This is a genomic window from Photobacterium toruni (assembly GCF_024529955.1).
Classification (GTDB): domain Bacteria; phylum Pseudomonadota; class Gammaproteobacteria; order Enterobacterales; family Vibrionaceae; genus Photobacterium; species Photobacterium toruni.
This window is the reverse complement of sequence record NZ_AP024854.1, coordinates 348743-373075: the sequence shown is the minus strand read 5'-3', so window position 1 is coordinate 373075 and position 24333 is coordinate 348743. Positions and strand designations below refer to the sequence as shown.

Here is a 24333-nt window from a genome sequence, read left to right as displayed (position 1 = left end):
CACTGGTTTTCTGTTATGCAAATACATTGCTATGAACATCCACTGAATGAAAAAGTGCGTATTTACTTACGTCTAGAGCATTTACTTAAACAATTACACCACAGCTGCGAACTTAGCGATCCGTGGCAATATACGATTTTCTTTAATGCCTTATTTGATTTATTAGAGTTAATAGAGCAAATCCCCATTAAAAACGATCTTGCAAACGCACTCAATAATCAAAGTATTAAATTGAAAGTATGGTTAAATTATGACGGTGTTGATCCAATAGCTATCCAGTCATTACTTGATAATATGAGTCATGCTCAGAAAAACTTATTAGCCGCACCACGTTTGGGTCAAAGTCTACGTGAAGATCGTTTTCTAAGCTCGATTCGTCAACGTTTCTCAATTCCTGGTGGTACTTGCGGTTTTGATCTGCCAGCGCTGCGCTATTGGTGCCAACAACCATTAGATGAACGCCAACAAACAATGCAAGTATGGCTTGATCAACTATCAGAAGTCGATCAAGCATTAAACCTATGGCTACATTTAGTGCGTCAATCAGCACAATATCAACCGCAATCAGCACATAATGGTTTTTTCCAAAATGATGCCAGCTTATCGTGTTTACTTCGAATTGAAATCGATGCAAGCTATGGCGTTTATCCTGTAGTATCAGGTCATCGCAGTCACTTCTCTATTCGCTTTTCTCCTTATGAAGAAGGCTCGACAGTGGCAACGAATATCGATTTTAAACTAGCTATTTGCTGAGGTAACTATGTCACAATCTCAACCGACAGTGGTGAAATGTCCAACCTGTAAAACGGATGTAGTATGGGGCGAGCAAAGTCCATACCGCCCTTTTTGTTGTAAACGCTGCCAATTGATCGATCTTGGTGAGTGGGCAGATGAAGAGAAAGCCATTGCAGGCGCACCAGATATGTCTGATGGCGATGGTTGGTCAGAAGATAGCTACTAAATCTTCACACCACTATTTAACAACAGATTACAAATAAAGGGCGAGCCAATATTCATATTAGCTCGCCCTTTTTAATCGCTAAATTTTTTCATTCTTCGATATTATGCAGGTACGATGTTATGTCAAAAGACGTTATGCCCCAAAAAGTTGCCACCCAAAAACGTATTTGGATCGCTGTAGGGATCATTTTAAACCCAGCACAAGATCAAATCTTTATTACTCGTCGTGATGCAAATGCTCATCAAGGCGGGTTATGGGAATTTTCTGGCGGTAAAGTAGATGCCAATGAGACTGCTGAGCAAGCGGTTATTCGCGAGCTTAACGAAGAGGTTGGTATTGAAGTCACTGCGCTAACGCCATTTATGAGCCTTGCTCATGATTACCCTGATAAAGCACTGCTGTTTGATTTTTTTACGATTACGGCATTTATAGGTGAAGCACATGGTAATGAAGGTCAAGCGGGATTATGGGTCGCGATTAACCAGCTTGATCAATATCCATTTCCTAAAGCTAATGCCGCAGTGTTGGCGAAGATAGTTGAGGTATATGGGGAATAAAAAAAGGTCGCTCAAAAGCGACCTTTTTTCTTACAGCTTAACAGCGATCTTAGTCGATCTTACCGTGACACTGCTTGTATTTTTTACCAGAACCACATGGACAAGGCTCGTTACGGCCGATCTTACGCTCTTCGCGCTCAAACGTACCTTGATGGCCATCATCTTCTGCTGATGATTCATCTGCAATTTGGTTGTCTGCATTGTGATGTTGGAATTGTTGACGCTGTGCTAGCATTTCTGCCATTTGACGACGTTCTTCTTCCATTCGATCAACTTCTTCCTGCTGCTGTACTCGTACCTTACTTAAGATAGAAACAACATCACTCTTTAAGTTATCTAACATCTCTTCAAACAGTTCAAACGACTCACGCTTGTACTCTTGCTTAGGGTTCTTTTGTGCATAACCACGTAGGTGAATACCTTGACGAAGATGATCCATCGCCGCTAGGTGTTCTTTCCATAACGTATCAAGGTTTTGCAACATTACCGTTTTTTCAAAGTTACGTAGCACTTCAGCGCCAACAACTTGTTCTTTTTCACGGTATAACTCAAATGCTTTTTCGATAATACGTTCACGAAGCGCTTCTTCATAAAGCTTATCTTCAGTGTCTAACCAATGTTTGATGGGTAGATCTAAATCAAAGTCTTCTTTTAGACGTGCTTCTAGACCATCGATATCCCACATTTCCTCTAGCGATTGCTGTGGAATGTAGTTATCAATAACAGCGTTCAACACGTCTTCACGGTTGTGCTCAATCATTTCACTGATATCAGTCGCATTCATCAACTCATCACGTAGCTCATACACTACTTGGCGCTGATCATTAGCAACATCATCAAATTCAAGTAATTGCTTACGAATATCGAAGTTACGTCCTTCAACTTTACGTTGAGCGTTTTCAATCGCTTTTGATACCCATGGGTGCTCAATCGCTTCGCCTTCTTCCATACCTAACTTCTTCATCATGCCTGAGACACGATCAGAGGCGAAGATACGCATAAGGCCATCTTCCATTGAAAGATAGAAGCGAGAAGAACCAGCATCACCCTGACGACCAGCACGACCACGTAACTGGTTATCGATACGGCGTGATTCATGGCGCTCAGTACCAAGAATATGCAAACCACCTGATGCTAATACTGCATCATGCTTAATTTGCCAATCTGCACGGATCTTAGCAATTTGCTCAGCAGTTGGATCAATAAGCTTTTCAACGTCTGTTTTCCACGAACCACCCAACATGATATCGGTACCACGACCGGCCATGTTAGTTGCGATAGTTACCGCACTTGGTGCTCCAGCTTCAGCAATGATGTCGGCTTCTTTTTCGTGAAACTTAGCGTTCAATACGTTGTGCTTGATACCCGCTTTTTTCAGTGCGTTTGATAGCAGCTCAGATTTTTCAATCGATACTGTACCCACAAGACATGGCTGACCGTTTTTAACACGCTCAGAAATATCTTTACTGATTGCCACGAATTTCTCAGCTTCAGTCATGTAGACTAAATCGCCATTATCAATACGTGCCATTGGACGGTTAGTGGGAAGCACTACCGTATCAAGGTTGTAAATAGATTGGAATTCAAACGCTTCAGTATCTGCAGTACCTGTCATACCCGATAATTTTTCGTATAAACGGAAATAGTTCTGAAAGGTAATTGACGCCAACGTTTGGTTTTCATTTTGAATCTTAACGCCTTCTTTCGCTTCAACAGCTTGGTGAAGACCTTCAGACCAACGACGACCAGGCATTGTACGACCAGTATGCTCATCGACAATGATAACTTCATCATCTTGTACGATATAATCGACGTCTTTTTCAAACAACACGTGAGCACGTAAACCGGCATTAACGTGGTGTAATAAACTAATATTAGCTGGAGAATATAGGGTATCGTTCTCAGCCATAATGTCATTTGTAATCAACAATTCTTCGATGAATTCTTGACCCGTTTCGGTAAAGTGCGCTTGCTTTGATTTTTCATCAACGGTGTAGTGACCTTCACCACGGTAATCGGCGCTATCTTCTTTATCTTGACGAACCAATAACGGAATCAGCTTGTTCACTTTGATGTACATTTCTGAGCTATCTTCAGCGGGACCAGAGATAATCAGCGGTGTACGTGCTTCATCGATTAGGATGGAGTCAACTTCATCGACAACCGCGAAGAAGCGTTCACGTTGAACACGATCTTCAGGGCGGAATGCCATGTTGTCACGTAGGTAATCAAAACCAAATTCGTTATTTGTACCGTAAAGTACATCAGCGGCATAAGCTTCTTTCTTCGCTTGCGGTGACATATTCGGTACGTTAACGCCAACAGTCATGCCAAGAAATTCAAATAACTCACGGTTAGTTTCGGCATCACGCGCAGCAAGGTAGTCGTTCACGGTAACAATGTGAACACCTTTACCGGTAAGAGCGTTAAGGTAAGACGGCAATGTTGCGGTAAGAGTTTTACCCTCACCAGTACGCATTTCGGCAATTTTACAATCGTTTAGAACCATGCCACCAAGTAGCTGTACGTCAAAGTGACGCATGCCATAAACACGATTTGATGCTTCACGAACAGTCGCAAAGGCTTCTGGTAGTAGTTGATCTAGCGTTTCGCCTTGATCTAAACGCTCACGAAATTCAGCTGTTTTTGCTTGCAGCTCATGATCTTGTAGGCTTTCAAACTGAGGTTCTAGCTTATTGATTTGATCAACAATTTTGCGCATACGACGCAGAGTGCGGTCGTTACGGCTACCGATAACTTTAGTCAGTAGTTTTGATAACATGGTGATGCCGTTTTCTCTTTGTTATATCAGCGTTTCTATTGCTGAATCGCTTAATTCGGGTTTCATTCCTTGGGGGACCTAAGCCATCCCTATCCCACAGGAATTGTCACGATGGTGACTAAGAAGTTAATCCTAAAACATATGTTAATTAATATTGTGTCGCGATAGCTGCTTTTCAAGGGTTAACATTACTATCCTAACAAAAAGCACCTTGCTCAATGCTAAATTAATACTATTTATTGCTATCTAAGTACAAAAACACACAGGTTACTGCGACTTGGCAGACATATCACTCAACATATATTAACCTATATACTTAATATGATAAGTCATATTCGTGTCATCGCCTATGATAAAAGCCACAGCACAGGTTTTATCTTTGAAAAATTAGAATCATATCCGCAAAAGTAACATTTTTATTCTGTTGAACATTCAGGAACTAAAATCATGAGAGATCATCGCCCCCAAACTGCTGCACATCTACTTGATAGTGATGGTCTAACATCAATTCAACAACGGGCGGCGGCATTAAGTAAACTTAATTCTGCAGTAAAAGCCCATCTCAATTGTGCCGAACATTGTCGTGTCAGCAATTATCGTCAAGGAATATTGATCATTGAAACGGCATCGGCAGCATGGTCAATGCGACTTAATTATGAACGTTACCAATTAATGATCAAATTACGCGAGAAACTCTTACCTAAATTGCAAGATATTGAGGTAAAGGTTAATCCAGCGCTTGCCGCAGTAGCTGTTCGTAAACAAGATAAAATTCCTGATATTATTCAAAAACCAATCAGTAATGTAGCAGCACAACATCTGTTAGCTACAGCGGAAAATGCGCCAAATAAAGTCAAAGCATGCCTTGAACGTTTAGCTAAACTAGCACAAAAGAAAACCAGCTAAATCACAAATAACAGATACAAAAACGCCGAACATAAATGCTCGGCGTTTTTTAATACAATGCTATTGCGTGATTACGCCAATACCATACCTGGTTGAGCAAAAGTGACTGGCACTTCGCGCTCATCTTCAAAGGTTGACCACTCATAGGCTTCTTGATCAGCCAGTACTGCTCGCAGTAGTTGGTTGTTCAGTGCATGACCTGATTTATAAGCGCGCATTTCACCAATGATATTATGGCCACACATGTAAAGGTCACCAATGGCATCCAATACTTTGTGTGTTACAAGCTCATTATCAAAACGTAAGCCATCATCATTCAGAATACGGTAGTCATCCAGTACAATTGCGTTATCAAAACTACCACCAAGACACAAATTTTGTGATTGAAGGTATTCGATATCGCGCATGAAACCAAAAGTACGTGCACGGCTAATCTTTTTAACAAAAGACTGGCTTGAAAAATCTAACACTAGACGCTGCTGATCTGAATCAATCGCAGGGTGGTTAAAGTCGATAGCAAAATCAAGACGGAAACCGTTATAAGGCACGAGTTCCGCCCACTTGTCGCCATCTTCAATGCGAACAGGCTTTTTAATACGTAAAAAACGCTTTGGCGAATTTAATGTATCTATACCTGCTGATTGAAGCAGGTAAATAAATGGGCTTGCGCTACCATCCATAATTGGAATTTCAGGTGCATCAACTTCGATAATTACATTATCGATACCCATACCAGCTAGTGCAGCATTCAAGTGTTCAACAGTTGAAATGCGCACGCCTTGTTCATTTACAAGAGCGGTACATAACATGGTATCGCGTACTGAATCTGCATTTGCAGGAAAATCCACCGGGGGATTAAGGTCAGTACGGCGATAAATCACGCCTGTATTTGCGGCAGCAGGACGCAGAATAAGCGTCACTTTACGTCCAGAGTGGAGGCCCACACCAGTCGTCTGCACAATGCTTTTAAGTGTACGTTGTCTGATCATCTGCTTCATATCTCAACGGTTAAACAAACTTTTGTTTGCAAACTAATTAGGTGAATAAAAACTATTCTCAACACCGAGATGGTGAATTGAATATTTATCATACCATAACCTAAAAAATATCCAACAAAATTCACTGCGTATGCAAAAGCGCATCTTTTATAGTGAAACAAAAGATGCTACGTTTACTCAACTAAATTAGCACAATAATCAATATGTTGGCTATTTTAGTCCGCTTGTTTACGCAAGAATGCGGGGATATCTAGATAGTCATGATCAGCACCCTGAGACTTAGTTTGTTGCGATTCAACAGACTTATCTTCAGCGATTGCAGCAGGTTTTTCCTGTGCAACAACAGGGGCTGGCTTTGATGACGTTACTAAGGTGATATCTGGCTTGCACTCTTTACCGATGCCTGTTGCCACTACAGTTACACGTAGTTCATCAGTCATATCTGGGTCAAGTGAAGTACCAATAACCACGGTAGCGTTATCAGAAGCGAATGCTTTTACTGTGTTACCCACAGTTTCGAATTCATCTAGACGCATGTCCATACCAGCAGTAATGTTAACTAAAACACCACGCGCGCCAGCTAGATCGATATCTTCTAGTAATGGGCTAGAAATTGCCATTTCGGCAGCTTCTTCAGCACGATCATCACCAGCAGCAACACCACTACCCATCATTGCATGACCCATCTCTGACATTACGGTACGTACGTCCGCAAAGTCGACGTTGATCATGCCTGGGCGAGTGATTAACTCAGCAATACCTTGAACCGCATTCTTAAGTACATCGTTTGCTTTTGCAAAGGCATCAAGTAATGTGATACCACGACCAAGTACTTTAAGTAGCTTTTCGTTAGGAATAGTAATTAATGAATCTACATGCTTAGAAAGCTCATCAATACCTTGCTCAGCAAATGCCATACGCTTCTTACCTTCGAAGCTAAATGGTTTAGTTACAACAGCAACAGTAAGAATACCAAGCTCTTTCGCTACTTCAGCAATGATTGGTGCAGCACCAGTACCGGTACCACCCCCCATGCCCGCTGCAATGAAGATCATATCAGAGCCTTCAAGCTCTTTTTTGATCGCTTCACGATCTTCTAACGCTGAATCACGGCCCACTTGTGGGTTAGCACCCGCTCCCAAACCTTTAGTGATATCACCACCGATCTGAATAACAGTACTTACGCTTGTTTTACGAAGAGCTTGTGCATCAGTATTAACACTAATGAACTGCACGCCTTCAATAGACTCACGTACCATGTGATCGACAGCATTACCGCCGCCGCCGCCAACGCCAATGACCTTAATTACAGCTTCATCAGACATTTCCATCATCGGTTCAAACATTTGTTCTCTCCGTTATCCTGTTCGCATCAGGTTTAAAAATTCTTTTCGAACCAACCACCGATTCGTGAAAATAACCCAGTTACCGAGCGTTTCGGTTCTTGTGCATTTTCATCAAATGATTGACTATCCTTTCCGTAGTGCAGTAATCCTACTGCAGTAGCATAGGGTGGCGACTGAACATAATCAGTCAATCCACTCAGATCAAGAGGCTGACCAATACGTACTTGATTACGGAAAACCCGCTCAGCACATTCAGTTAAGCCTTCCATTTGTGCAGCGCCCCCGGTAAGGACGATGCCCGCTGCTAGGTGGTGTTTAACACCAGCCTCTCGCAATTGATCTTGTACGGTTAGTAATTTTTGATTTACTAACCCTAGCAATTCACTATATCGAGGCTCTATTACTTCTGCGAGTGTTTGGCTTTGCAAGCTTCTAGATGGACGACCACCAACACTCGGTACATCAACCTTAGCATCTTTACTCACCAATTCACTCAGTGCACAACCGTATTTCACTTTAATATCTTCAGCGTCACCCGGCGGTGTACCAAATGCATAAGCAATATCACTGGTCACAGCATTACCAGCATACGGAATCACTTCCGCGTGACGTAATGCGCCACCAGTCCAAATGGCAATATCCATTGTACCGCCGCCAATATCGACTACGCATACGCCGAGCTCACGCTCATCTGGGGTCAGTACAGCATGGCTTGTTGCTAATCCTGAAAAAATCAGATGATCAACACTTAAACCACAACGCTCTACTGCTTTAACGATGTTGCGCGCCATGTCGTTATGACAAGTGATCAGATGAACACTTGCTTCCATACGAACACCAGATAAACCAACAGGGTTTTTAATCCCTTCTTGGTAATCAATCGCAAATTCTTGTGGAATCACATGCAACGTACGTTGCTCATCGCTTATTTTTACTGATTTCGCCGTATGAATAACATTATCGACGTCATCTTGAGTCACTTCTTTATCAGAAATTGGCACCATGCCTTTTTCTGTTTGGCAACTAATATGTTTACCTGATAGCGACAAACACACGGAACCAATTTGGCAATCAGCCATCAGTTCAGCCTGATCAACTGCACGTTGAACTGACTTTACTACTGACTCAAGGTCATTAACCCCACCTTTATCCATTCCGCGTGACGGGCTGCTACCTACACCAATGACATTAACATTGCCATCGGGTAAGACCTCCCCAACCAAAGCGCAAACTTTAGAAGTGCCGATATCAAGACCAACAATGAGTTTTTTATCTGCAGCCTTAGTCATCAGTGCACGCTCTTATTTTTTATCCGGCGCATGTTTATCATACTCCGGCTTTATTTTCCAACCCACAGCTGCGCCAGTATCATAGCGCAAATCTACATAATCAATTGGCTTATCCTGCTTCAATAGCTCAGGATAAATCTCAATAAAACGTTTTATACGTTGCATTCGAGCTTCATGCCCTAATTCAAGCCTAATTCCGTTTGTTAACACTACGTGCCAAGCACGACGTTCATTAAACGATAATGATGCAATCCCAAAACCTGCTTCTTTCAATACCGGACGCATTTCTTTGAGTCCAGTTAAAACTTCTTCACTGCTGCCTTTAGGACCAATCAAATTGGTTAACCCTAACTTTGCAACTTGGAATGCTGGCGCTTTAAAAACAAGCCCAGACCGATTAACTAAATAAGTACCATTCCACTCAGCAACAGGTTGATTTTCAACTATAAAAACTTTAATCGTATTCGGCCACTGCTTACGTACAGCAGCTTGAGCGACCCAAGGCAAAGCTTCAACAGATGCTTGAATACTATTTACATCTTGGGTCATAAAACTACCCAAATGATGAAGCTGTAAAATTGACTGCATAACATCATCTTTGGTGAGATAATGTAGCTGACCCTGAATAACTAAATTTGACAAGGGTAATCGGTTTGCATCTATCATCCAATCTTTGGTCGCACTAACAAGCCAAACCGTAAAACCAATGACAAAGAGAAAAAAAGCCAATCCCCCCCAGCGCTTCAAACCGCGAGGCGAGGATGATATATGTTCTTTTGTTTCGACTTGTTCAGCCATCGCGTGTTTATTTACCTTACCGTTTTAATCAGACCATTCTATAAAGGTATTTAATAATGGTGTGTTCAGCCAGATATTAACAAGTAAAGTTGAACAATTATACCGAGCAACTCGACCTACTCCAACACTCATAAAGCGTTTTCCGAGCATAACCTGACAATAAATTTATTTATTTATTGAAAAATTGCAAAAAATAGCCGTCACTGGCAGTAGAATATTCATTCTATCAGCCAGTAATCAAAATTTACGCTAAAATTTAAAACAAAATATATCAATTAAGCATCTTTACGCATAATTGCGATATTTAAGTGTAATTCTGCCAATTGACGAGCTATCTTGCCAACATCACCAGCACCTTGTGTCAACACTAAATCATTATTTTGGATAATATTAGCTAGAATTGCAGGCAGATGCTCTGCTTGTGGCACAAAAACGGGATCAATTTTAGATCGAGAACGAATAGTACGACACAACGAACGACTATCAGCACCAGCAATTGGGGTTTCTCCCGCAGCATAAACATCCAGTATTAATAACACATCAACCTGCTCTAACACATTCGCAAAATCATCATATAAATCGCGAGTACGGCTATAACGGTGCGGCTGAAATATCATCACTAAACGCTTATCAGGCCAACCAGCACGTGCCGCTTGAATGGTGACATCAACTTCGCTTGGGTGGTGACCGTAATCATCCACCAGCATCACATTACCATTACCCGTTTCAAACTCACCTAAGTGATCAAAGCGACGACCAGTACCTTCAAACTCAATTAACGCACGCATGATAGCATCATCACTGACACCTTCTTCCGTCGCAACAGCAATCGCCGCTGTTGCATTAAGAGCATTGTGTTTACCCGGTATATTAAGGGTAATATTCAACGCCGGTTTATCATTGCGTAATACTGTAAAATGCCCCTGTTGACCTGTTTGAGTATAGTTAACTAAACGCACATCAGCATCATCTGCAAACCCATAAGTTAACATTGGGCGACCTACTCGTGGTAATAATTCACGCACGACAGGATCATCAATACACATCACCGCTAAGCCATAAAATGGTAGATTATGGATAAAATCGATAAAGGTTTGTTTTAACACCTCAAAATCACCGCCATAGGTATCCATATGATCGGCTTCAATGTTAGTGATCACACAAACCATAGGCTGCAAATGTAAAAATGACGCATCACTCTCATCTGCTTCAGCAATTAAATAACGGCTACAGCCTAAACGTGCATTCGTACCAGCACTTTTTACTAAACCACCATTTACAAACGTTGGATCAAGACCCGCCTCTGAGTAAATCTGGGTTGTCAGTGCTGTCGTTGTCGTTTTACCATGTGTACCCGCAATCGCAATACCATGACGGTAGCGCATTAACTCTGCCAACATTTCAGCACGACGTACAATTGGAATACGTAATTCTGTTGCGGCTAATAATTCTGGATTCTGTTTGTTGATAGCTGTCGATGCGACAACCACGCTTGCACCTGTAACATTTTCAGCTGCATGACCAAAAAAGATCTCAGCGCCTTTTGCAGTAAGGCGGTTAGTCACAGCATTAGGTGCAATATCAGAACCGCTAATACGGTAACCTTCATTAACCAATACTTCTGCGATGCCGCTCATGCCAGCACCACCAATACCAACAAAGTGAATACGTTCGACTCGGCGCATCTCGGGCACCATAGTTCGAATCTTTGCTAATTGCTGGTTATCCAGTTTACTCATCACTTTGTTCCTGTTTAATTCTTTGCTAGTGATTTGATCACATCAGCAACACGTTGGTCTGCATCAATGATAGCAGCATTACGCGCAGCACAAGCCATGTGCTCAAGCGCAATACGATTTAATAAATTAATTTGTTGAGCTAACCCATCAACCGTCAATTGGGGTTGTTCGATCATTTTAGCGGCACCGCATGCCACTAAATGTTCAGCATTTAATGCTTGTTGACGATCTTTGTGCATAAATGGAATAAAAATAGCACCCACACCTGCTGCTGATAATTCTGAAACAGTTAGTGCCCCTGAACGACAAACCACTAAATCAGCCCAACCATAAGCAGCCGCAACATCGTCAATAAACTCAGTCACTTTATGCGGTGTTTGACTATCTTTGGCATAAGCTTGCTCAGTCGATTGCTGATTGCCTTTACCCGCTTGATGCCAAATAGTGACATTTTCACCAAGAATTCCAGCCACTTCTGGCATGGTCTGGTTTAAAATTCGCGCTCCTTGACTGCCGCCCATCACCAGTACTCGAATCGGGCCGCTGCGCTCAGCAAAACGTTGCTTGGGATCTGGTAATAATGTCACATCTTCACGGACAGGATTACCGACAACTTGTTTATTCTTAAAGGCACCTGGAAAAGCCTGCAATACTTTACTGGCAATTTTAGCGAGCCATTGATTGGTTAGTCCAGCAACTGCATTTTGTTCGTGCAATACTACCGGAATACCCAAAGACCACGCAGCAACGCCACCGGGACCACTCACATAACCGCCCATGCCTAAAACGACATCAGGTTGCCATGCTTTGATATATTTACGCGCTTGAATAATCGCACCAACAATTTTAAAAGGCGCGCCAAGTAACGATACAATACCACTACCACGCAGGCCTTTAACTTTAATGAAATCGATAGCAATACCATGTTTTGGTACTAACTCAGCTTCCATACGATCAGCGGTACCTAACCAGCGGATCTCCCACCCTTGTTGCTGTAATTTACGTGCAACAGCTAGCCCTGGGAAAACGTGACCGCCAGTACCACCAGCCATCACTAATAAACGTTTATTCTTTGTCATTAGAATGCTTTTTATCTTGTTCTAGTTGTGAATGATTAGCTGTTGCAAGCACTTGAGAATCTAAAGTTCCTTGTTCAACCGCTACGTCCATGGTCTCTAATGCTTCATCATCAACATCAGCAGGATGCTCTGATAAAAATTTAGCTGCGACCCGTTGTTCAAAATCAATTCGAATCAAAATAGCTACCGCAGCAGCCATAATAAATAAGCTCGAACCACCATAACTGATCAAAGGTAATGTTAAACCTTTAGTCGGTACAATACCGGCAGCGGCACCAACGTTAACTAAGGTTTGAAATGCAAACCAAATACCAAATCCAAACGCTAAATAGCCACCAAACAATAGACCATCTTCAAGACATTTACGTCCAATAACAATCGCTTTAAACACTAACGCAAATAACAGCGTTAATACCACGATAACCCCAATCAAACCTAATTCTTCGGCTAACACTGCAAACACAAAATCGGTATGTGCTTCAGGAAGATAAGCTAATTTTTGAATCGAGTTACCTAACCCCTGACCAAACCAATCACCACGACCAAATGCCATTAGTGACTGGGTTAATTGATAACCACTGCCGTAGGGGTCTTGCCATGGATTTAAAAACGAAGTTACTCGTCGTAGACGGTAGGGCTCAAATATGATCAACATCGCGATCCCCCCCATCGCTAATGCAATCATAACTAAGAACTGCCACAATCGAGCACCCGCAAGAAACAGCATTCCAATCGTACCGACAAACATTACCACGAACGATCCTAAGTCAGGTTGTTCAAGTAATAAAAAACCGATGACTCCAAGGACGATTAATGGCCGTGCAAAGCCCATAAAAGTATTTCGAACTTCATTATTCTTTCGAACTAAATAACCCGCGAGGAACACAAATAACGATAATTTAGCAACTTCGGCTGGTTGAAGGTTAAATACCCCCAGTGGAATCCACCGTGCAGCACCATTGACCGAGCGACCAATAGCCAATACGACAATCAGCATTAAGATTGAAGTTAATAACATCGGTACGCTATATTTTTCCCACGTTGATAATGGCACTCGCATAACAATCGCGGCAATCACTAGCGAACACACTAAAAAAAAGGCATGTCGTAGCGCAAAGAAAAATGGAATACCTGTCAGACGTGTTGCTACAGGTATAGACGCTGACGTTACCATCACCAAGCCTGTTATCATTAAGGCTATTGCGATCCACACCAATTGGCGATCATACAGAATCGGTTTGGCGGGTTTTAAAAACCAACCACAAACTACCGATAATCCGTTACGGGCCATTTTAAACATTACATTTTTCCTGAGACAGAATCTTGAAGCCGAAAGGCTTGTTCAACAAAAGCATCACCGCGCGCCATGAAGTTGGCAAATTGATCCCAACTGGCACATGCGGGTGATAATAAAACCATATCGCCAGCCTGTACTGTTACAGCTGCACGATCCATTGCTTCACTCATGGTATCGACATTTATCGCGTTCTCTACCAATTCGCTAAATAAATGGCCATCACGACCAAAACAATAAAGTTGTACGTTTAAGTCAGCCAGAATCGGTTTAAGTTCACTGAAATCAGCACCTTTACCGTCACCACCCATTAATAAATGCAGTTTACCTGCTAGTTGCAGGCCCATTAATGCAGCAACCGTACTAGCAAGGTTGGTTGCTTTAGAATCATTAACCCATTTAATGCCATACTGATTAACGGCAAGTTGACAACGATGAGCTAAACCGGTGTAACAACGCATGGTTTGGCAAGCCGCGTGACGATCAATGCCGACCGCGTCAGCTAACGCTAATGCAGCTAAACAGTTAGCAACATTATGACGCCCGACAAGCGCAATTTCACTCACGGCCATTAATGCTTCACCCGCAATGGCTAACCACTCAGCATCATCAACCGTAACAAGCCCATACTCAGCATTATCAAAACCAAAACTGGTGATGTTACCTTCAAAATCAGGCTTAGTAGCAAGATCGTCACGGTTATAAACAGCTAATTTAGCATGATCAAAAATACGCATTTTAGCTTGGCTATAATCGGCTAATCCACCAGGATAACGATCCATATGATCTTCAGATAGATTTAAATACACCGCCGCTTCAAGCGCTAACGATGAGGTAGTTTCTAACTGAAAACTTGATAATTCAAGCACATAAAGTTCATGATCTTGCGCTAGCATATCTAATGCTGCAAAACCGATATTGCCACCGACACCGACATTAATGCCGGCTTGTTTTGCCATTTCACCAACTAAACTGGTAACGGTACTTTTACCGTTAGATCCAGTAATAGCCACTACCGGCTTATTCACTGAACGAGCAAATAGTTCAATATCACCAACAATTTCAATTCCCGCTTGTGCCGCTAACAATAACTCTGGCGTCGCTAATGCGATTCCAGGGCTAACAACAATTAAATCGGCGTCCAGTAACCATTGCTGATTCCATTGACCAGCGCACACTTCAACTTTTGCAGGTAGTTGTTCTTGGCCTGGCGGATTATCACGGGTATCAATTACTTTAATATCCAGCAATTGTGGTAATCGTACTAAATGATTCACCACCGATAGACCTGTCATACCAAGTCCAATCACAACAACCTTGTTTATCCCTGCCAAGCCATTCATGTTAACGTACCTTCAATGTTGCTAATGCAATCAATACCAGCATCAACGTGATGATCCAAAAACGGACGATAACACGTGGCTCTGGCCAGCCTTTTAATTCGTAATGGTGATGAATGGGCGCCATACGGAAAATACGTTGGCCCCGTAATTTAAATGAACCAACTTGTAAAATTACCGATACGGTTTCCATCACGAACACCCCGCCCATGATCACCAATAAGAACTCTTGGCGAACCAATACCGCAATCGTACCTAATGCGCCACCTAATGCTAATGAACCTACATCGCCCATAAATACTTGAGCTGGGTAGGTGTTAAACCATAAGAAACCGAGGCCTGCACCAACAATAGCAGTACACAAAATAACTAATTCACCCGCATTACTTAAATAAGGAATATGTAAATATTCGGCGTAATTGTAGTTACCTGTTGCCCATGCAATAAAGGCAAAACCTGCTGCAACCATTACCGTTGGCATAATAGCAAGGCCATCTAAGCCATCAGTTAAGTTAACCGCATTACTGGTACCAACAATCACAAAATAGGTTAATACAATGTAAGACAAACCTAACTGCGGCATTACATCTTTAAAGAATGGCAATACTAACTGGGTTGCTGCGGTATCTTTTCCATAGGCATAAAGCACAAAAGCCACCACAAGAGCGATGGCTGATTGCCAAAAATATTTCCAACGCGCAATTAAGCCATCGGTATTTTTACGCACCACTTTACGATAATCATCAACAAAGCCGATCACACCATAACCAAGCATAACGATAAGCACTGCCCATACATAAGGGTTACTAAGATCACACCACAATAATACGGTTAACGTAATTGCAGCTAAAATCATTAGTCCGCCCATCGTTGGCGTGCCACGTTTACTGAAATGCGATTCAGGACCATCGTTACGAACTATTTGACCGATTTGCAACATTTGCAATCGAGCAATCATGCGAGGACCTAACCACAATGAGAACAATAACGCCGTTAAAATACTCATAATGGCGCGGAACGTCAGGTATTCAAACAGACGAAAAAAAGGAATTGAGGACTGAAAGTGGTCAGCTAACCAGTAGATCATTATTTATCTTCCTGCAATGCATTAATAACATCTTCCATCTGTGAGCTACGAGCGCCTTTGGCCAGTACCGTCACTTGAGGAGAATTAGATTGATTTAATTGTTGATGTAATTGTTGTTTAAGTTCATCGATCAACGCTGCTTTGTCGCTAAAATGTTGACCATGGTTTAATTCACTGACCACAGCACTAGCACGACCAAATGTCATCACACCATCAAACTGTTTATCACGCGCATATTCGCCCACTTCACGATGTAAGCTTGCGCTCTCTTCGCCAAGTTCAGCCATATCACCTAAAATAAAGTAACGCTTACCACTGAAACTATGCAGCACATCAATCGCAGCTTTTACAGAAGCAACACTGGCATTGTAGGTATCATCAATTAACCGTAACCCAGAAGGAAGCAGAGTGATCGCTAAACGACCTTTAACATTAGTTACTGCTTCTAATCCTTGTTTAACATCTGCCAAGGTTGCCCCTAATGCCATAGTCAATGCTGCGGCTGCCAATGCATTACTCACATTGTGAGTGCCCGCTAACGTTAAGCTAACATCAAGAGCGCCCGATGGGGTTTGCATTGTAAAACAAGCCAGTCCTTGAGAGTTAACCTTTATATCAGTTGCGAAATAATCAGCATTCGCGTCGGTTAGTGAGAAGCTAGCAATAGAATGCTTCGCAAGTAACGGCTGCCACATTGTTAATTGATTAGAATCAAGATTAATTACCGCCAGCCCTTGCGCTGCTAATCCTTCAAATATTTCACCTTTAGCTTTTGCAACACCGTCTAATGAACCAAAACCTTCAAGATGTGCAGCAGCAAGATTATTAATTAATGCTACATCAGGATTAACTAATGCCGTTGTATAAGCGATTTCACCTAAATGGTTAGCACCTAATTCAATCACTGCGTAATTATAAGCAGGAGTCAACCGTAACAATGTCAGTGGCACGCCAATATCGTTATTAAAATTACCTGCAGTCGCTAATACTTCGCCTTTAGCCGCTAAAATTGCCGCCGCCATTTCTTTTACTGTAGTTTTGCCACAACTACCTGTTAGCGCCAGTGTTTTCAAACCATGCTCGGCAGTCATTTTTGCTTTTAGCCATTGTCCTAACTGACCTAATGCTTGATGGGTATCAGCAACAACTAACTGTGGAATATCGATAGCTAACGGCTTACTGACCAATAATGCTTTGGCACCATTATCAACGGCATTTTGACAAAAATCATGGCCGTCAAAACGCTCGCCAATTAAGGCAATAAAAAGGGTATTATTATCAATGGTACGAGTATCTGTTGATACTGCTGCAATCTCAGTATCCGCGCCAATAAGTTCAGCATTTAGTACTGACTGTAAATGACTTAGTTGAACCTTTATCATGCCTGTTCTCTAAATAATGCGGCCACAGTTTCGCGGTCTGAATAGTGGATAGTACGATCTGCTAGAATTTGGTAATCTTCATGGCCTTTACCTGCAACCAGAATAATGTCATTGGCTTTTGCATGTGTAATGGCATAAGCACAAGCTTGAGCGCGATCATGGATCACAGTTGCTGCAGTTATGGCGCTTAATCCTGCTTGCATATCTAGCATTATTTGTTGAGGATCCTCACTGCGTGGATTGTCATCAACTAAAATAATATGATCAGCGTATTGTTCAGCTATCGCAGCCATCATTGGTCGCTTGCCGGTATCACGATCACCACCACAACCAAATAGGCACCACAATTTACCTTCACAATGCACTCGTAATGCTTGCAGTGCTTTTTCTAATGCATCTGGCGTATGCGCATAATCAACCACCATCATGGCTTTATTACCCATCGCTGACTGAAACACTTCCATACGCCCAATAACAGCTTGCAAACGCGGAGCGACTGCTAATAATTGAGGTAATGAATGCCCACTAGCAAGTAATGTTGCTAATGCTAACAGTAAGTTAGTCGCATTAAATGAACCAACTAATGGCGCGGTAAACACGCCCTGACCCCAGCTAGAATCAAAACTGATCGTCACACCTTGAGTGCTAAAATCGACTGTCGTGGCCCATAATTTTAGCCCTGAATGTGCAGCTACAGCATCGGCATTCATCGCCACAGCAACCGCTTGAGGTAAATCAACTAACCATTGCAATCCAATCACATCATCAGCATTAATAACGGCAACACCGCTATCATGCTCAGTAAATAAGCTTTTTTTCGCTGCGGCGTAATGTGCCATATCACCATGATAATCAAGATGATCACGGCTAAGATTAGTAAAGATACTCGCCACAAAATGGAGCGCGCTAATACGACCTTGAACTAAACCATGAGAGGAGACTTCCATCGCTGCAAAATTAGCCCCTTGCGCAACTAATCCAGCCAATGTTTGTTGAATTTCAATTGCGCTACCAGTGGTATTTGCTGCTGGGTGTAGATCCGTCAACAAGCCATTACCTGTCGTTCCCATCACACCAGCGCGATAACCTATTAAGTCAGCCCACTGGGCTAATAATTGACTAATCGTGGTTTTGCCATTCGTTCCAGTTACCGCATACAGTTTAAGTTTGCTATCAGGCTCACCATAAAAACGTCCGGCTATTTGCGACAATTTATGCCCAAGATCATGCAAATAAATAATAATGGTTCCATCCTGAAATTGGATATCGCCATCACTCGCAACGCCTTCAGCTTCTGCAACAATCGCACTGGCACCAGCAGCAATCGCATTAGCAATAAAACGACGGCCATCAACAGTATGACCCTTAACGGCAGCAAATAAGCATCCCGCAGTGACTTGACGGCTATCTAATGTCATCGTGGTTAACATCACCTGCAAATATTTAGCAGGTACATTGTCAGCTGTTAACCAAGGCGCTAATAAAGCGCCTAATTGTACTTCCTGTTTAACCAATGCCATGATCACACTCATTTATCTATTTTTAGCGTATCTGCATCTGGCGGTACGTTCAAAATCTGTAATGCACCACCAAGTACTTTTGATAAAATTGGCGCTGCAACTGCACCACCGTAAAATTTATCGCCCTTTGGCTCATTTACCATTACCACAATGGCTAATCGAGGGTGACTAATCGGTGCCACACCAACGGTATAGGAGAAGTAATCATTACCATAACCACCAGCAATCGCTTTTTTAGCAGTACCGGTTTTAACGCCAACACGGTAACCGGGAATAGCAGCACGCCAACCACCACCACCGCCCGCTTTGTCGGTAACAGATTCAATCATTAACAAAATTTTCTTAGCAATTTTAGGATCAAGTACTTGCTCACCAGGAACCACTTTTTCTGTTTTTAGAATTGATAATGGACGCTTAATACCATAAGCACCAAGGGTGGTGTAGGCATGTAATAACTGAATCGGTGTTAATGAAATACCATAACCATAAGCTAAAGTAGCGCGACCAATATCAGACCAACGATAACGGTTAGGGAAGTGCCCTGTCGTTTCACCAATCAAATTGATCCCTGATGGCTCATCAAAACCAACTTTACGATAAGTGTCTAAAATATCTTCTACTGGCATCGCGAGCGAAAGTTTACTTACACCGATGTTACTCGATTTTTGTAAAATCCGTTGTACGGTGGCTAATGGTTCAATCCGTGACACATCAGTGATCACCTTGCTACCGACGCGAAAATGCTTACTCTGCGGAATATTAATCAGAGTATGCTCATTAACAACCCCATTTTTAAGCGCGGTATACACGACAAATGGCTTCACTGTTGAGCCTGGCTCAAAGGTATCGGTGATCACTCGGTTACGCATTTTATACGGCTGGCGATCATTACGATCATTAGGATTGAATGACGGTGCATTAACCATCGCTAAAATTTCACCAGTACGTACATCTGAAATAGCAATACTGACCGAGGTTGCTGGAATATCCATCACCCCTTCTTTCGCTGCACGATAAGCTATCGCTTGAATACGCTGATCAATACTAAGCTCTAATGGTTTACCAGGCTGGCGACTTTCTTGGGAGATATTTTCAACAACACGGCCATAGCGATCTTTACGTACAGTACGTCGACCAGGCTCGCCCGTTAACCAGCCATCATAGGTTTTTTCGATACCATCAAGTCCATGACCATCAATACCTGTAAACCCAATTAACTGCGCACTTACTTCACCTGAAGGGTAAAAACGACGAGATTCCGCCTTTAGACCAATTCCGGGTAATTTAAGTTTCTGAACGTAATTTGCCATTGGGGGACTAACTTGGCGGGCAAGATAAATAAAACGGCGGGTCTTATTTTTTTCAAGGCGTTGTAGCAGTTTTGTACGATCAAGATCCAGAACATCCGCCAATGCATTCCAGCGGTTGGTTTCACTTAGACCACCATGTTTAAATATTTCAACAGGATTAGCGAAAACGGCTTGCACTGGCACACTAACGGCAAGTTGCTCACCGTTACGATCGGAAATAATCCCGCGAGCAGAAGGCATTAATTGTACTCGTAACGAACGAGCATCACCCTCTTGAATAAGACGACCGGGTTCAAGTACTTGAATATAGGCTGCACGAGCAATTAAGCCAAAAAAACCTAACAGAATAAAACCACAGACGATGATAAAGCGCCATTTTAAAAACGGTGTGCTCTTAGGACTAACCTGAGTCTTTTTATTTGAACGATTAAATAATTTCATCTTTTAATGTATAACAATTTCATTATCGACAGATGGACGTTGCATTTTGAGTTCAGTTTCAGCTAATCGTTCAATACGACTGTGTTCTGCCAGTGAATTTTCTTCAAGTATTTGATTTCTCCACTCAACGTCATAATTTTCGCGTTGCATTAATAGCTTCTCTTGCTGCGCAATTAATTGACGAGACTCATGAGTAATATAGACAACAGACAATGCAGAAATGAGGATAGTAAAGGCAATAATCAGCGGCACCAACCCGACCGTGACGAGGTCTCGTCCGATCAGGCTAGCCAGATTCATTGAAGATTCTGTGGGTTTCATAGACGCTCGGCCAAACGTAGCACTGAACTACGAGCGCGAGTGTTATACCCTAATTCATTTTGTGATGGCTTAATCGCTTTACCGATTGGCTTCATCTCAGCACTGCCCAGTGCTTTAATTTGATCTTCGGTTAATGGTAAGCCAGCAGGCACATCAGGCCCTTTACTTTGCTTACGAATAAAGCGTTTTACCATGCGATCTTCCAATGAATGGAAACTGATCACTGATAAACGACCGCCAGTAGCAAGAGTATTCATTGCACCGTGCAAAGCAGTATCAATCTCTTCTAATTCACTGTTAATGTAAATACGAATCGCTTGGAAACTACGCGTAGCTGGATGCTTATGCTTATCTCTAAATGGTGACACTTCCGCGATAAGACTGGCTAATTCACGTGTACGCGTTAATGGTTCTTTTTCAGGGTTTTCACGATGATCAACAATACCGCGAGCAATACGTTTAGCAAAACGCTCTTCACCAAACTCTTTTAATACCCATGCAATATCATCAGCATCCGCTTCTGCTAGCCATTCAGCAGCTGACATACCAGATGTCGGATCCATACGCATATCAAGTGGGCCATCACGCATGAAGCTAAAACCACGCTCAGCATCATCAAGTTGAGGAGATGAAACACCAAGATCAAGTAATACACCATCAACACGACCAATCAGATCACGCTCTTGCATGTATTTTTCCATGCCCGAAAATGGACCATGAATAATTTCAAAGCGAGGATCATCAATCTTTTGTGCTTCAGCAATCGCTTGAGGATCGCGATCGATACCGTAAAGGCGACCATTGTCACCTAATTTTGAAAGAATTAGACGGCTATGACCGCCACGACCAAAAGTACCATCAATATAGATACCATCGGGTTTAATCGCTAATCCGTCTACTGATTCATTAAGTAAAACGGAAACGTGCTCAAATTGCTCAGACATAAATATAATTTCAGCTAAAGTGAAAGCTCACTAAGGCGCGGGGAAGATTCCAGCATATCCTTAGCCTGAAGGTCGATATCATGTTCAATTTGCTGTTGCCATAACGGCGTGGACCAAATTTCAAATTTATTTAGCTGCCCAACGACCATTATTTTATTCGCTAACTGAGCATATTGTCTTAACGTCGGTGGAATTAATATCCGTCCCTGCGCATCCAGTTCACATTCGCTAGCATGGCCAAGCAACAATCGTTGTAAGCGGCGCTCTGCGGGATGAAGACTTGATAGACGTACTAATTTAGCTTCAATTCGTTCCCATTCATCAATGGGATATAGCAACAAGCAACAAAACTGGTGATCGATAGTACAAACAAAGTGTCCCTGACATTGCTCTATTAATGCAGTACGGTAACGCTTAGGCATTGCCCAGCGACCTTTATCATCAATTACAACGTTAGTGGCACCTCTTAACATTGGGGGATCTCGATTAAATTACACAGTAAAATAGTACGTTAATCACTCATTTTAGCAGCATAACAACAAAGATAATGCGACAACACCACTTTTCCCCACAAATTCCCACCACAAAGTGTACGTATGAGACAAAAACGATGTCAAGCAATTGGCAGTAATTCAGACACATTTCTAACAGTGGCTAAATAAATCTGATTGCGAAATGTAATTTTGGCGGAAAATAAAACGAAAAAAAGGTGGTGCTTGTAATCAAACACCACCTTCTCTAAATGTAGGGAGTCGGTCGATAAGCCGGGTTTTGTTCCGCTTTCGCGGCGGCAATCATTCGTCTAGGTCTGCAATCGCTCACAGACTCAAGCAACCTACCCGTCCCCAACGCGGGCCGCGCCATTAGGGACCTATTTGGTCTTGCTCCGGGTGGAGTTTACCCTGCCACAAACTATTACTAGCCGCGCGGTGCGCTCTTACCGCACCCTTTCACCCTTACCTGTGCACCATTGCAAGCAATGGGCCATCGGCGGTTTGCTCTCTGCTGCACTTGTCGTGGGCTTGCGCCCCCCAGACGTTATCTGGCACCCTGCCCTATGGAGCCCGGACTTTCCTCCCCTCCATTGATTTCCCGAAGGTTACCAATGAAGCAGCGATTACCTGACCAACTCCGCAGAGAATTGTATAAGACAACGCTCACAGTTACCAGTGAAAAAATCACCAAAATTACAGCTTGAACAAAAAACCAACGGCTCAATTTTAATTCGTTGATAAAATCCACGCTCTACAGCCCTGTAAGCAAATCTAAACAATCATACAAAATGCTTATTCTAGATTTTCTAGACCCCACTTATACAATGCATTTTTCTTCGCGCCATGAATCTCTGCGGTTAATGCCGCCGCTTTTTTAAGCGGTAGCTCTTTCGCTAGTAACGTCAGTGTACGTAGAACCTCTACCGAGAGTTCATCTTTCTGCGCACGATGCCCCGCAACTAAAATTACCATCTCACCACGAACACGATTACTGTCTTCTGCAATCCAATCAATCAACTCGCTAAGTGGTGCTCCATAGATAGTTTCATAAGTTTTTGTTAACTCACGCGCTAATACTACTTGGCGATCAGGGCCAAGCACAGCTAACATATCATTTAGGGATTCATTAATTCGATGTGGCGATTCATAAAAGATCAATGTTCGCGCATCGTCAGCTAATGCTTGAAAACAATCGCGGCGACCCTTACTTTTTGGAGGAAGAAAACCTTCAAAGCTAAAACGGTCAGAAGGTAAACCAGAACCACTCAATGCTGTAATAACAGCACATGGACCCGGTAATGGCACAACTTTAACCCCCGCATGACGACAGCGATTAACAAGATGATACCCTGGATCACTGATCAGCGGCGTACCAGCATCTGACACAAGTGCAATACTGGTACCGGCTTGAAGTTTCTCAATCAAAAAGTCAGCTTTTTGCTGTTCATTATGATCGTGAAGCGCAAAGGTGCGGGTCGAGATAGAGAAATGGGACAACAATCGCGATGTATGACGTGTATCTTCAGCAGCAATTAAATCTACGTTTGCTAATACATCTAATGCGCGCTGCGTTATATCAGCAAGATTACCGATAGGTGTTGGTACGATGTACAACGTGGCGACATCTACCATGCCTGAATTGCTCTCACTCATTTGTCTAAGATCTCATCTGCAATTAATATCAAAAGTAATTTGTCACAGTTGAATAAATTCAATGCCCAATTTTACCCATAAGCGTAAAAGTG

Annotated in this window: 21 protein-coding genes and 1 other RNA gene; 4 read left to right on the top strand and 18 right to left on the bottom strand. The window is 42.5% G+C overall.

Translation table 11 applies throughout. The features are described from left to right. Positions 1 to 15: 15 nt before the first annotated feature. The 3 genes from zapD to mutT all read left to right on the top strand — a co-directional run bounded on the left by zapD (position 16) and on the right by mutT (position 1518). Entirely contained in the window at positions 16 to 753 is a 738-nt protein-coding gene (zapD, locus tag OC457_RS01855; RefSeq protein ID WP_080174491.1) for a cell division protein ZapD, read from the top strand. Positions 754 to 760: 7 nt separating this feature from the next. Then, the gene (gene yacG, locus OC457_RS01850) at positions 761 to 961 is read left to right on the top strand and encodes a DNA gyrase inhibitor YacG (protein ID WP_080174490.1); all 201 of its coding nucleotides are present in this window, start codon (positions 761 to 763) and stop codon (positions 959 to 961) included. Positions 962 to 1080: 119 nt separating this feature from the next. After that, positions 1081 to 1518, top strand: coding sequence for an 8-oxo-dGTP diphosphatase MutT (mutT, locus tag OC457_RS01845; RefSeq protein ID WP_235866930.1), 438 nt, complete (start codon positions 1081 to 1083; stop codon positions 1516 to 1518). Positions 1519 to 1567: 49 nt separating this feature from the next. On the opposite strand, the gene secA is transcribed toward mutT, so the two are convergent. Further along, positions 1568 to 4300, bottom strand: coding sequence for a preprotein translocase subunit SecA (secA, locus tag OC457_RS01840; RefSeq protein WP_080174489.1), 2733 nt, complete (start codon positions 4298 to 4300; stop codon positions 1568 to 1570). A gap of 447 nt (positions 4301 to 4747) precedes the next feature. On the opposite strand from secA, the gene OC457_RS01835 reads away from it, so the two are divergent. Further along, the gene (locus OC457_RS01835) at positions 4748 to 5206 is read left to right on the top strand and encodes a DUF721 domain-containing protein (RefSeq protein WP_080174488.1); all 459 of its coding nucleotides are present in this window, start codon (positions 4748 to 4750) and stop codon (positions 5204 to 5206) included. Between the two features lie 71 nt (positions 5207 to 5277). On the opposite strand, the gene lpxC is transcribed toward OC457_RS01835, so the two are convergent. The 17 genes from lpxC to rsmI form a co-directional block, all read right to left on the bottom strand. Further along, on the bottom strand, positions 5278 to 6195 hold the full coding sequence (gene lpxC / locus OC457_RS01830) for a UDP-3-O-acyl-N-acetylglucosamine deacetylase (RefSeq protein ID WP_045028092.1): 918 nt from the start codon (positions 6193 to 6195) through the stop codon (positions 5278 to 5280). A gap of 224 nt (positions 6196 to 6419) precedes the next feature. Beyond that, positions 6420 to 7550, bottom strand: coding sequence for a cell division protein FtsZ (ftsZ, locus tag OC457_RS01825; protein WP_080174487.1), 1131 nt, complete (start codon positions 7548 to 7550; stop codon positions 6420 to 6422). A gap of 32 nt (positions 7551 to 7582) precedes the next feature. Further along, a complete protein-coding gene (gene ftsA / locus OC457_RS01820) occupies positions 7583 to 8839 on the bottom strand; it encodes a cell division protein FtsA (RefSeq protein ID WP_080174486.1) in 1257 nt (418 codons plus the stop codon). Between the two features lie 12 nt (positions 8840 to 8851). Further along, complete coding sequence (locus OC457_RS01815; protein WP_080174485.1) at positions 8852 to 9637, bottom strand: cell division protein FtsQ/DivIB; 786 nt, start codon at positions 9635 to 9637, stop codon at positions 8852 to 8854. A gap of 275 nt (positions 9638 to 9912) precedes the next feature. Then, a complete protein-coding gene (murC, locus tag OC457_RS01810) occupies positions 9913 to 11376 on the bottom strand; it encodes a UDP-N-acetylmuramate--L-alanine ligase (protein ID WP_080174484.1) in 1464 nt (487 codons plus the stop codon). Positions 11377 to 11390: 14 nt separating this feature from the next. Beyond that, a complete protein-coding gene (gene murG, locus OC457_RS01805) occupies positions 11391 to 12455 on the bottom strand; it encodes an undecaprenyldiphospho-muramoylpentapeptide beta-N-acetylglucosaminyltransferase (protein ID WP_080174483.1) in 1065 nt (354 codons plus the stop codon). Next, entirely contained in the window at positions 12442 to 13755 is a 1314-nt protein-coding gene (gene ftsW / locus OC457_RS01800) for a cell division protein FtsW (RefSeq protein WP_080174482.1), read from the bottom strand. The genes murG and ftsW overlap by 14 nt, the downstream gene beginning before the upstream one ends. After that, the gene (gene murD, locus OC457_RS01795) at positions 13755 to 15092 is read right to left on the bottom strand and encodes a UDP-N-acetylmuramoyl-L-alanine--D-glutamate ligase (protein ID WP_080174481.1); all 1338 of its coding nucleotides are present in this window, start codon (positions 15090 to 15092) and stop codon (positions 13755 to 13757) included. Before murD ends, ftsW begins: the two co-directional genes overlap by 1 nt. A 1-nt stretch (position 15093) precedes the next feature. After that, positions 15094 to 16176 (bottom strand): phospho-N-acetylmuramoyl-pentapeptide-transferase, encoded by a 1083-nt coding sequence (gene mraY / locus OC457_RS01790; protein ID WP_080174480.1) that lies wholly within the window; start codon positions 16174 to 16176, stop codon positions 15094 to 15096. Then, entirely contained in the window at positions 16176 to 17558 is a 1383-nt protein-coding gene (gene murF, locus OC457_RS01785; protein ID WP_080174479.1) for a UDP-N-acetylmuramoyl-tripeptide--D-alanyl-D-alanine ligase, read from the bottom strand. Before murF ends, mraY begins: the two co-directional genes overlap by 1 nt. Further along, positions 17555 to 19078 (bottom strand): UDP-N-acetylmuramoyl-L-alanyl-D-glutamate--2,6-diaminopimelate ligase, encoded by a 1524-nt coding sequence (murE, locus tag OC457_RS01780; RefSeq protein ID WP_080174478.1) that lies wholly within the window; start codon positions 19076 to 19078, stop codon positions 17555 to 17557. The genes murF and murE overlap by 4 nt, the downstream gene beginning before the upstream one ends. An 8-nt stretch (positions 19079 to 19086) precedes the next feature. Beyond that, on the bottom strand, positions 19087 to 20829 hold the full coding sequence (locus OC457_RS01775; RefSeq protein WP_080174477.1) for a penicillin-binding transpeptidase domain-containing protein: 1743 nt from the start codon (positions 20827 to 20829) through the stop codon (positions 19087 to 19089). Positions 20830 to 20832: 3 nt separating this feature from the next. After that, the gene (ftsL, locus tag OC457_RS01770) at positions 20833 to 21150 is read right to left on the bottom strand and encodes a cell division protein FtsL (RefSeq protein WP_080174476.1); all 318 of its coding nucleotides are present in this window, start codon (positions 21148 to 21150) and stop codon (positions 20833 to 20835) included. Beyond that, positions 21147 to 22094 (bottom strand): 16S rRNA (cytosine(1402)-N(4))-methyltransferase RsmH, encoded by a 948-nt coding sequence (gene rsmH, locus OC457_RS01765; RefSeq protein ID WP_080174475.1) that lies wholly within the window; start codon positions 22092 to 22094, stop codon positions 21147 to 21149. Before rsmH ends, ftsL begins: the two co-directional genes overlap by 4 nt. Before the next feature lie 14 nt (positions 22095 to 22108). After that, positions 22109 to 22567: a division/cell wall cluster transcriptional repressor MraZ gene (mraZ, locus tag OC457_RS01760; RefSeq protein WP_080174474.1), complete on the bottom strand. Its 459-nt coding sequence runs from the start codon at positions 22565 to 22567 to the stop codon at positions 22109 to 22111. Between the two features lie 271 nt (positions 22568 to 22838). Continuing rightward, positions 22839 to 23227: RNase P RNA component class A (rnpB, locus tag OC457_RS01755), an RNA gene on the bottom strand. A gap of 153 nt (positions 23228 to 23380) precedes the next feature. Continuing rightward, complete coding sequence (gene rsmI, locus OC457_RS01750; RefSeq protein ID WP_080174473.1) at positions 23381 to 24241, bottom strand: 16S rRNA (cytidine(1402)-2'-O)-methyltransferase; 861 nt, start codon at positions 24239 to 24241, stop codon at positions 23381 to 23383. Positions 24242 to 24333: the final 92 nt, after the last annotated feature.

Excerpts from the sequence above, each read along its gene's own strand:
- OC457_RS01835 (WP_080174488.1), top strand. The coding sequence starts at position 4,748 with ATGAGAGATCATCGCCCCCAAACTGCTGCACATCTACTTGATAGTGAT.
- secA (WP_080174489.1), bottom strand. The coding sequence starts at position 4,300 with ATGTTATCAAAACTACTGACTAAAGTTATCGGTAGCCGTAACGACCGC.
- murF (WP_080174479.1), bottom strand. The coding sequence starts at position 17,558 with ATGATAAAGGTTCAACTAAGTCATTTACAGTCAGTACTAAATGCTGAA.
- lpxC (WP_045028092.1), bottom strand. The coding sequence starts at position 6,195 with ATGATCAGACAACGTACACTTAAAAGCATTGTGCAGACGACTGGTGTG.
- rsmH (WP_080174475.1), bottom strand. The coding sequence starts at position 22,094 with ATGTCTGAGCAATTTGAGCACGTTTCCGTTTTACTTAATGAATCAGTA.
- murE (WP_080174478.1), bottom strand. The coding sequence starts at position 19,078 with ATGGCATTGGTTAAACAGGAAGTACAATTAGGCGCTTTATTAGCGCCT.
- murD (WP_080174481.1), bottom strand. The coding sequence starts at position 15,092 with ATGAATGGCTTGGCAGGGATAAACAAGGTTGTTGTGATTGGACTTGGT.
- ftsL (WP_080174476.1), bottom strand. The coding sequence starts at position 21,150 with ATGAAACCCACAGAATCTTCAATGAATCTGGCTAGCCTGATCGGACGA.
- zapD (WP_080174491.1), top strand. The coding sequence starts at position 16 with ATGCAAATACATTGCTATGAACATCCACTGAATGAAAAAGTGCGTATT.
- yacG (WP_080174490.1), top strand. The coding sequence starts at position 761 with ATGTCACAATCTCAACCGACAGTGGTGAAATGTCCAACCTGTAAAACG.
- murC (WP_080174484.1), bottom strand. The coding sequence starts at position 11,376 with ATGAGTAAACTGGATAACCAGCAATTAGCAAAGATTCGAACTATGGTG.
- mraY (WP_080174480.1), bottom strand. The coding sequence starts at position 16,176 with ATGATCTACTGGTTAGCTGACCACTTTCAGTCCTCAATTCCTTTTTTT.
- OC457_RS01815 (WP_080174485.1), bottom strand. The coding sequence starts at position 9,637 with ATGGCTGAACAAGTCGAAACAAAAGAACATATATCATCCTCGCCTCGC.
- ftsZ (WP_080174487.1), bottom strand. The coding sequence starts at position 7,550 with ATGTTTGAACCGATGATGGAAATGTCTGATGAAGCTGTAATTAAGGTC.
- mutT (WP_235866930.1), top strand. The coding sequence starts at position 1,081 with ATGTCAAAAGACGTTATGCCCCAAAAAGTTGCCACCCAAAAACGTATT.
- OC457_RS01775 (WP_080174477.1), bottom strand. The coding sequence starts at position 20,829 with ATGAAATTATTTAATCGTTCAAATAAAAAGACTCAGGTTAGTCCTAAG.
- mraZ (WP_080174474.1), bottom strand. The coding sequence starts at position 22,567 with ATGTTAAGAGGTGCCACTAACGTTGTAATTGATGATAAAGGTCGCTGG.
- murG (WP_080174483.1), bottom strand. The coding sequence starts at position 12,455 with ATGACAAAGAATAAACGTTTATTAGTGATGGCTGGTGGTACTGGCGGT.
- ftsW (WP_080174482.1), bottom strand. The coding sequence starts at position 13,755 with ATGTTTAAAATGGCCCGTAACGGATTATCGGTAGTTTGTGGTTGGTTT.
- ftsA (WP_080174486.1), bottom strand. The coding sequence starts at position 8,839 with ATGACTAAGGCTGCAGATAAAAAACTCATTGTTGGTCTTGATATCGGC.
- rsmI (WP_080174473.1), bottom strand. The coding sequence starts at position 24,241 with ATGAGTGAGAGCAATTCAGGCATGGTAGATGTCGCCACGTTGTACATC.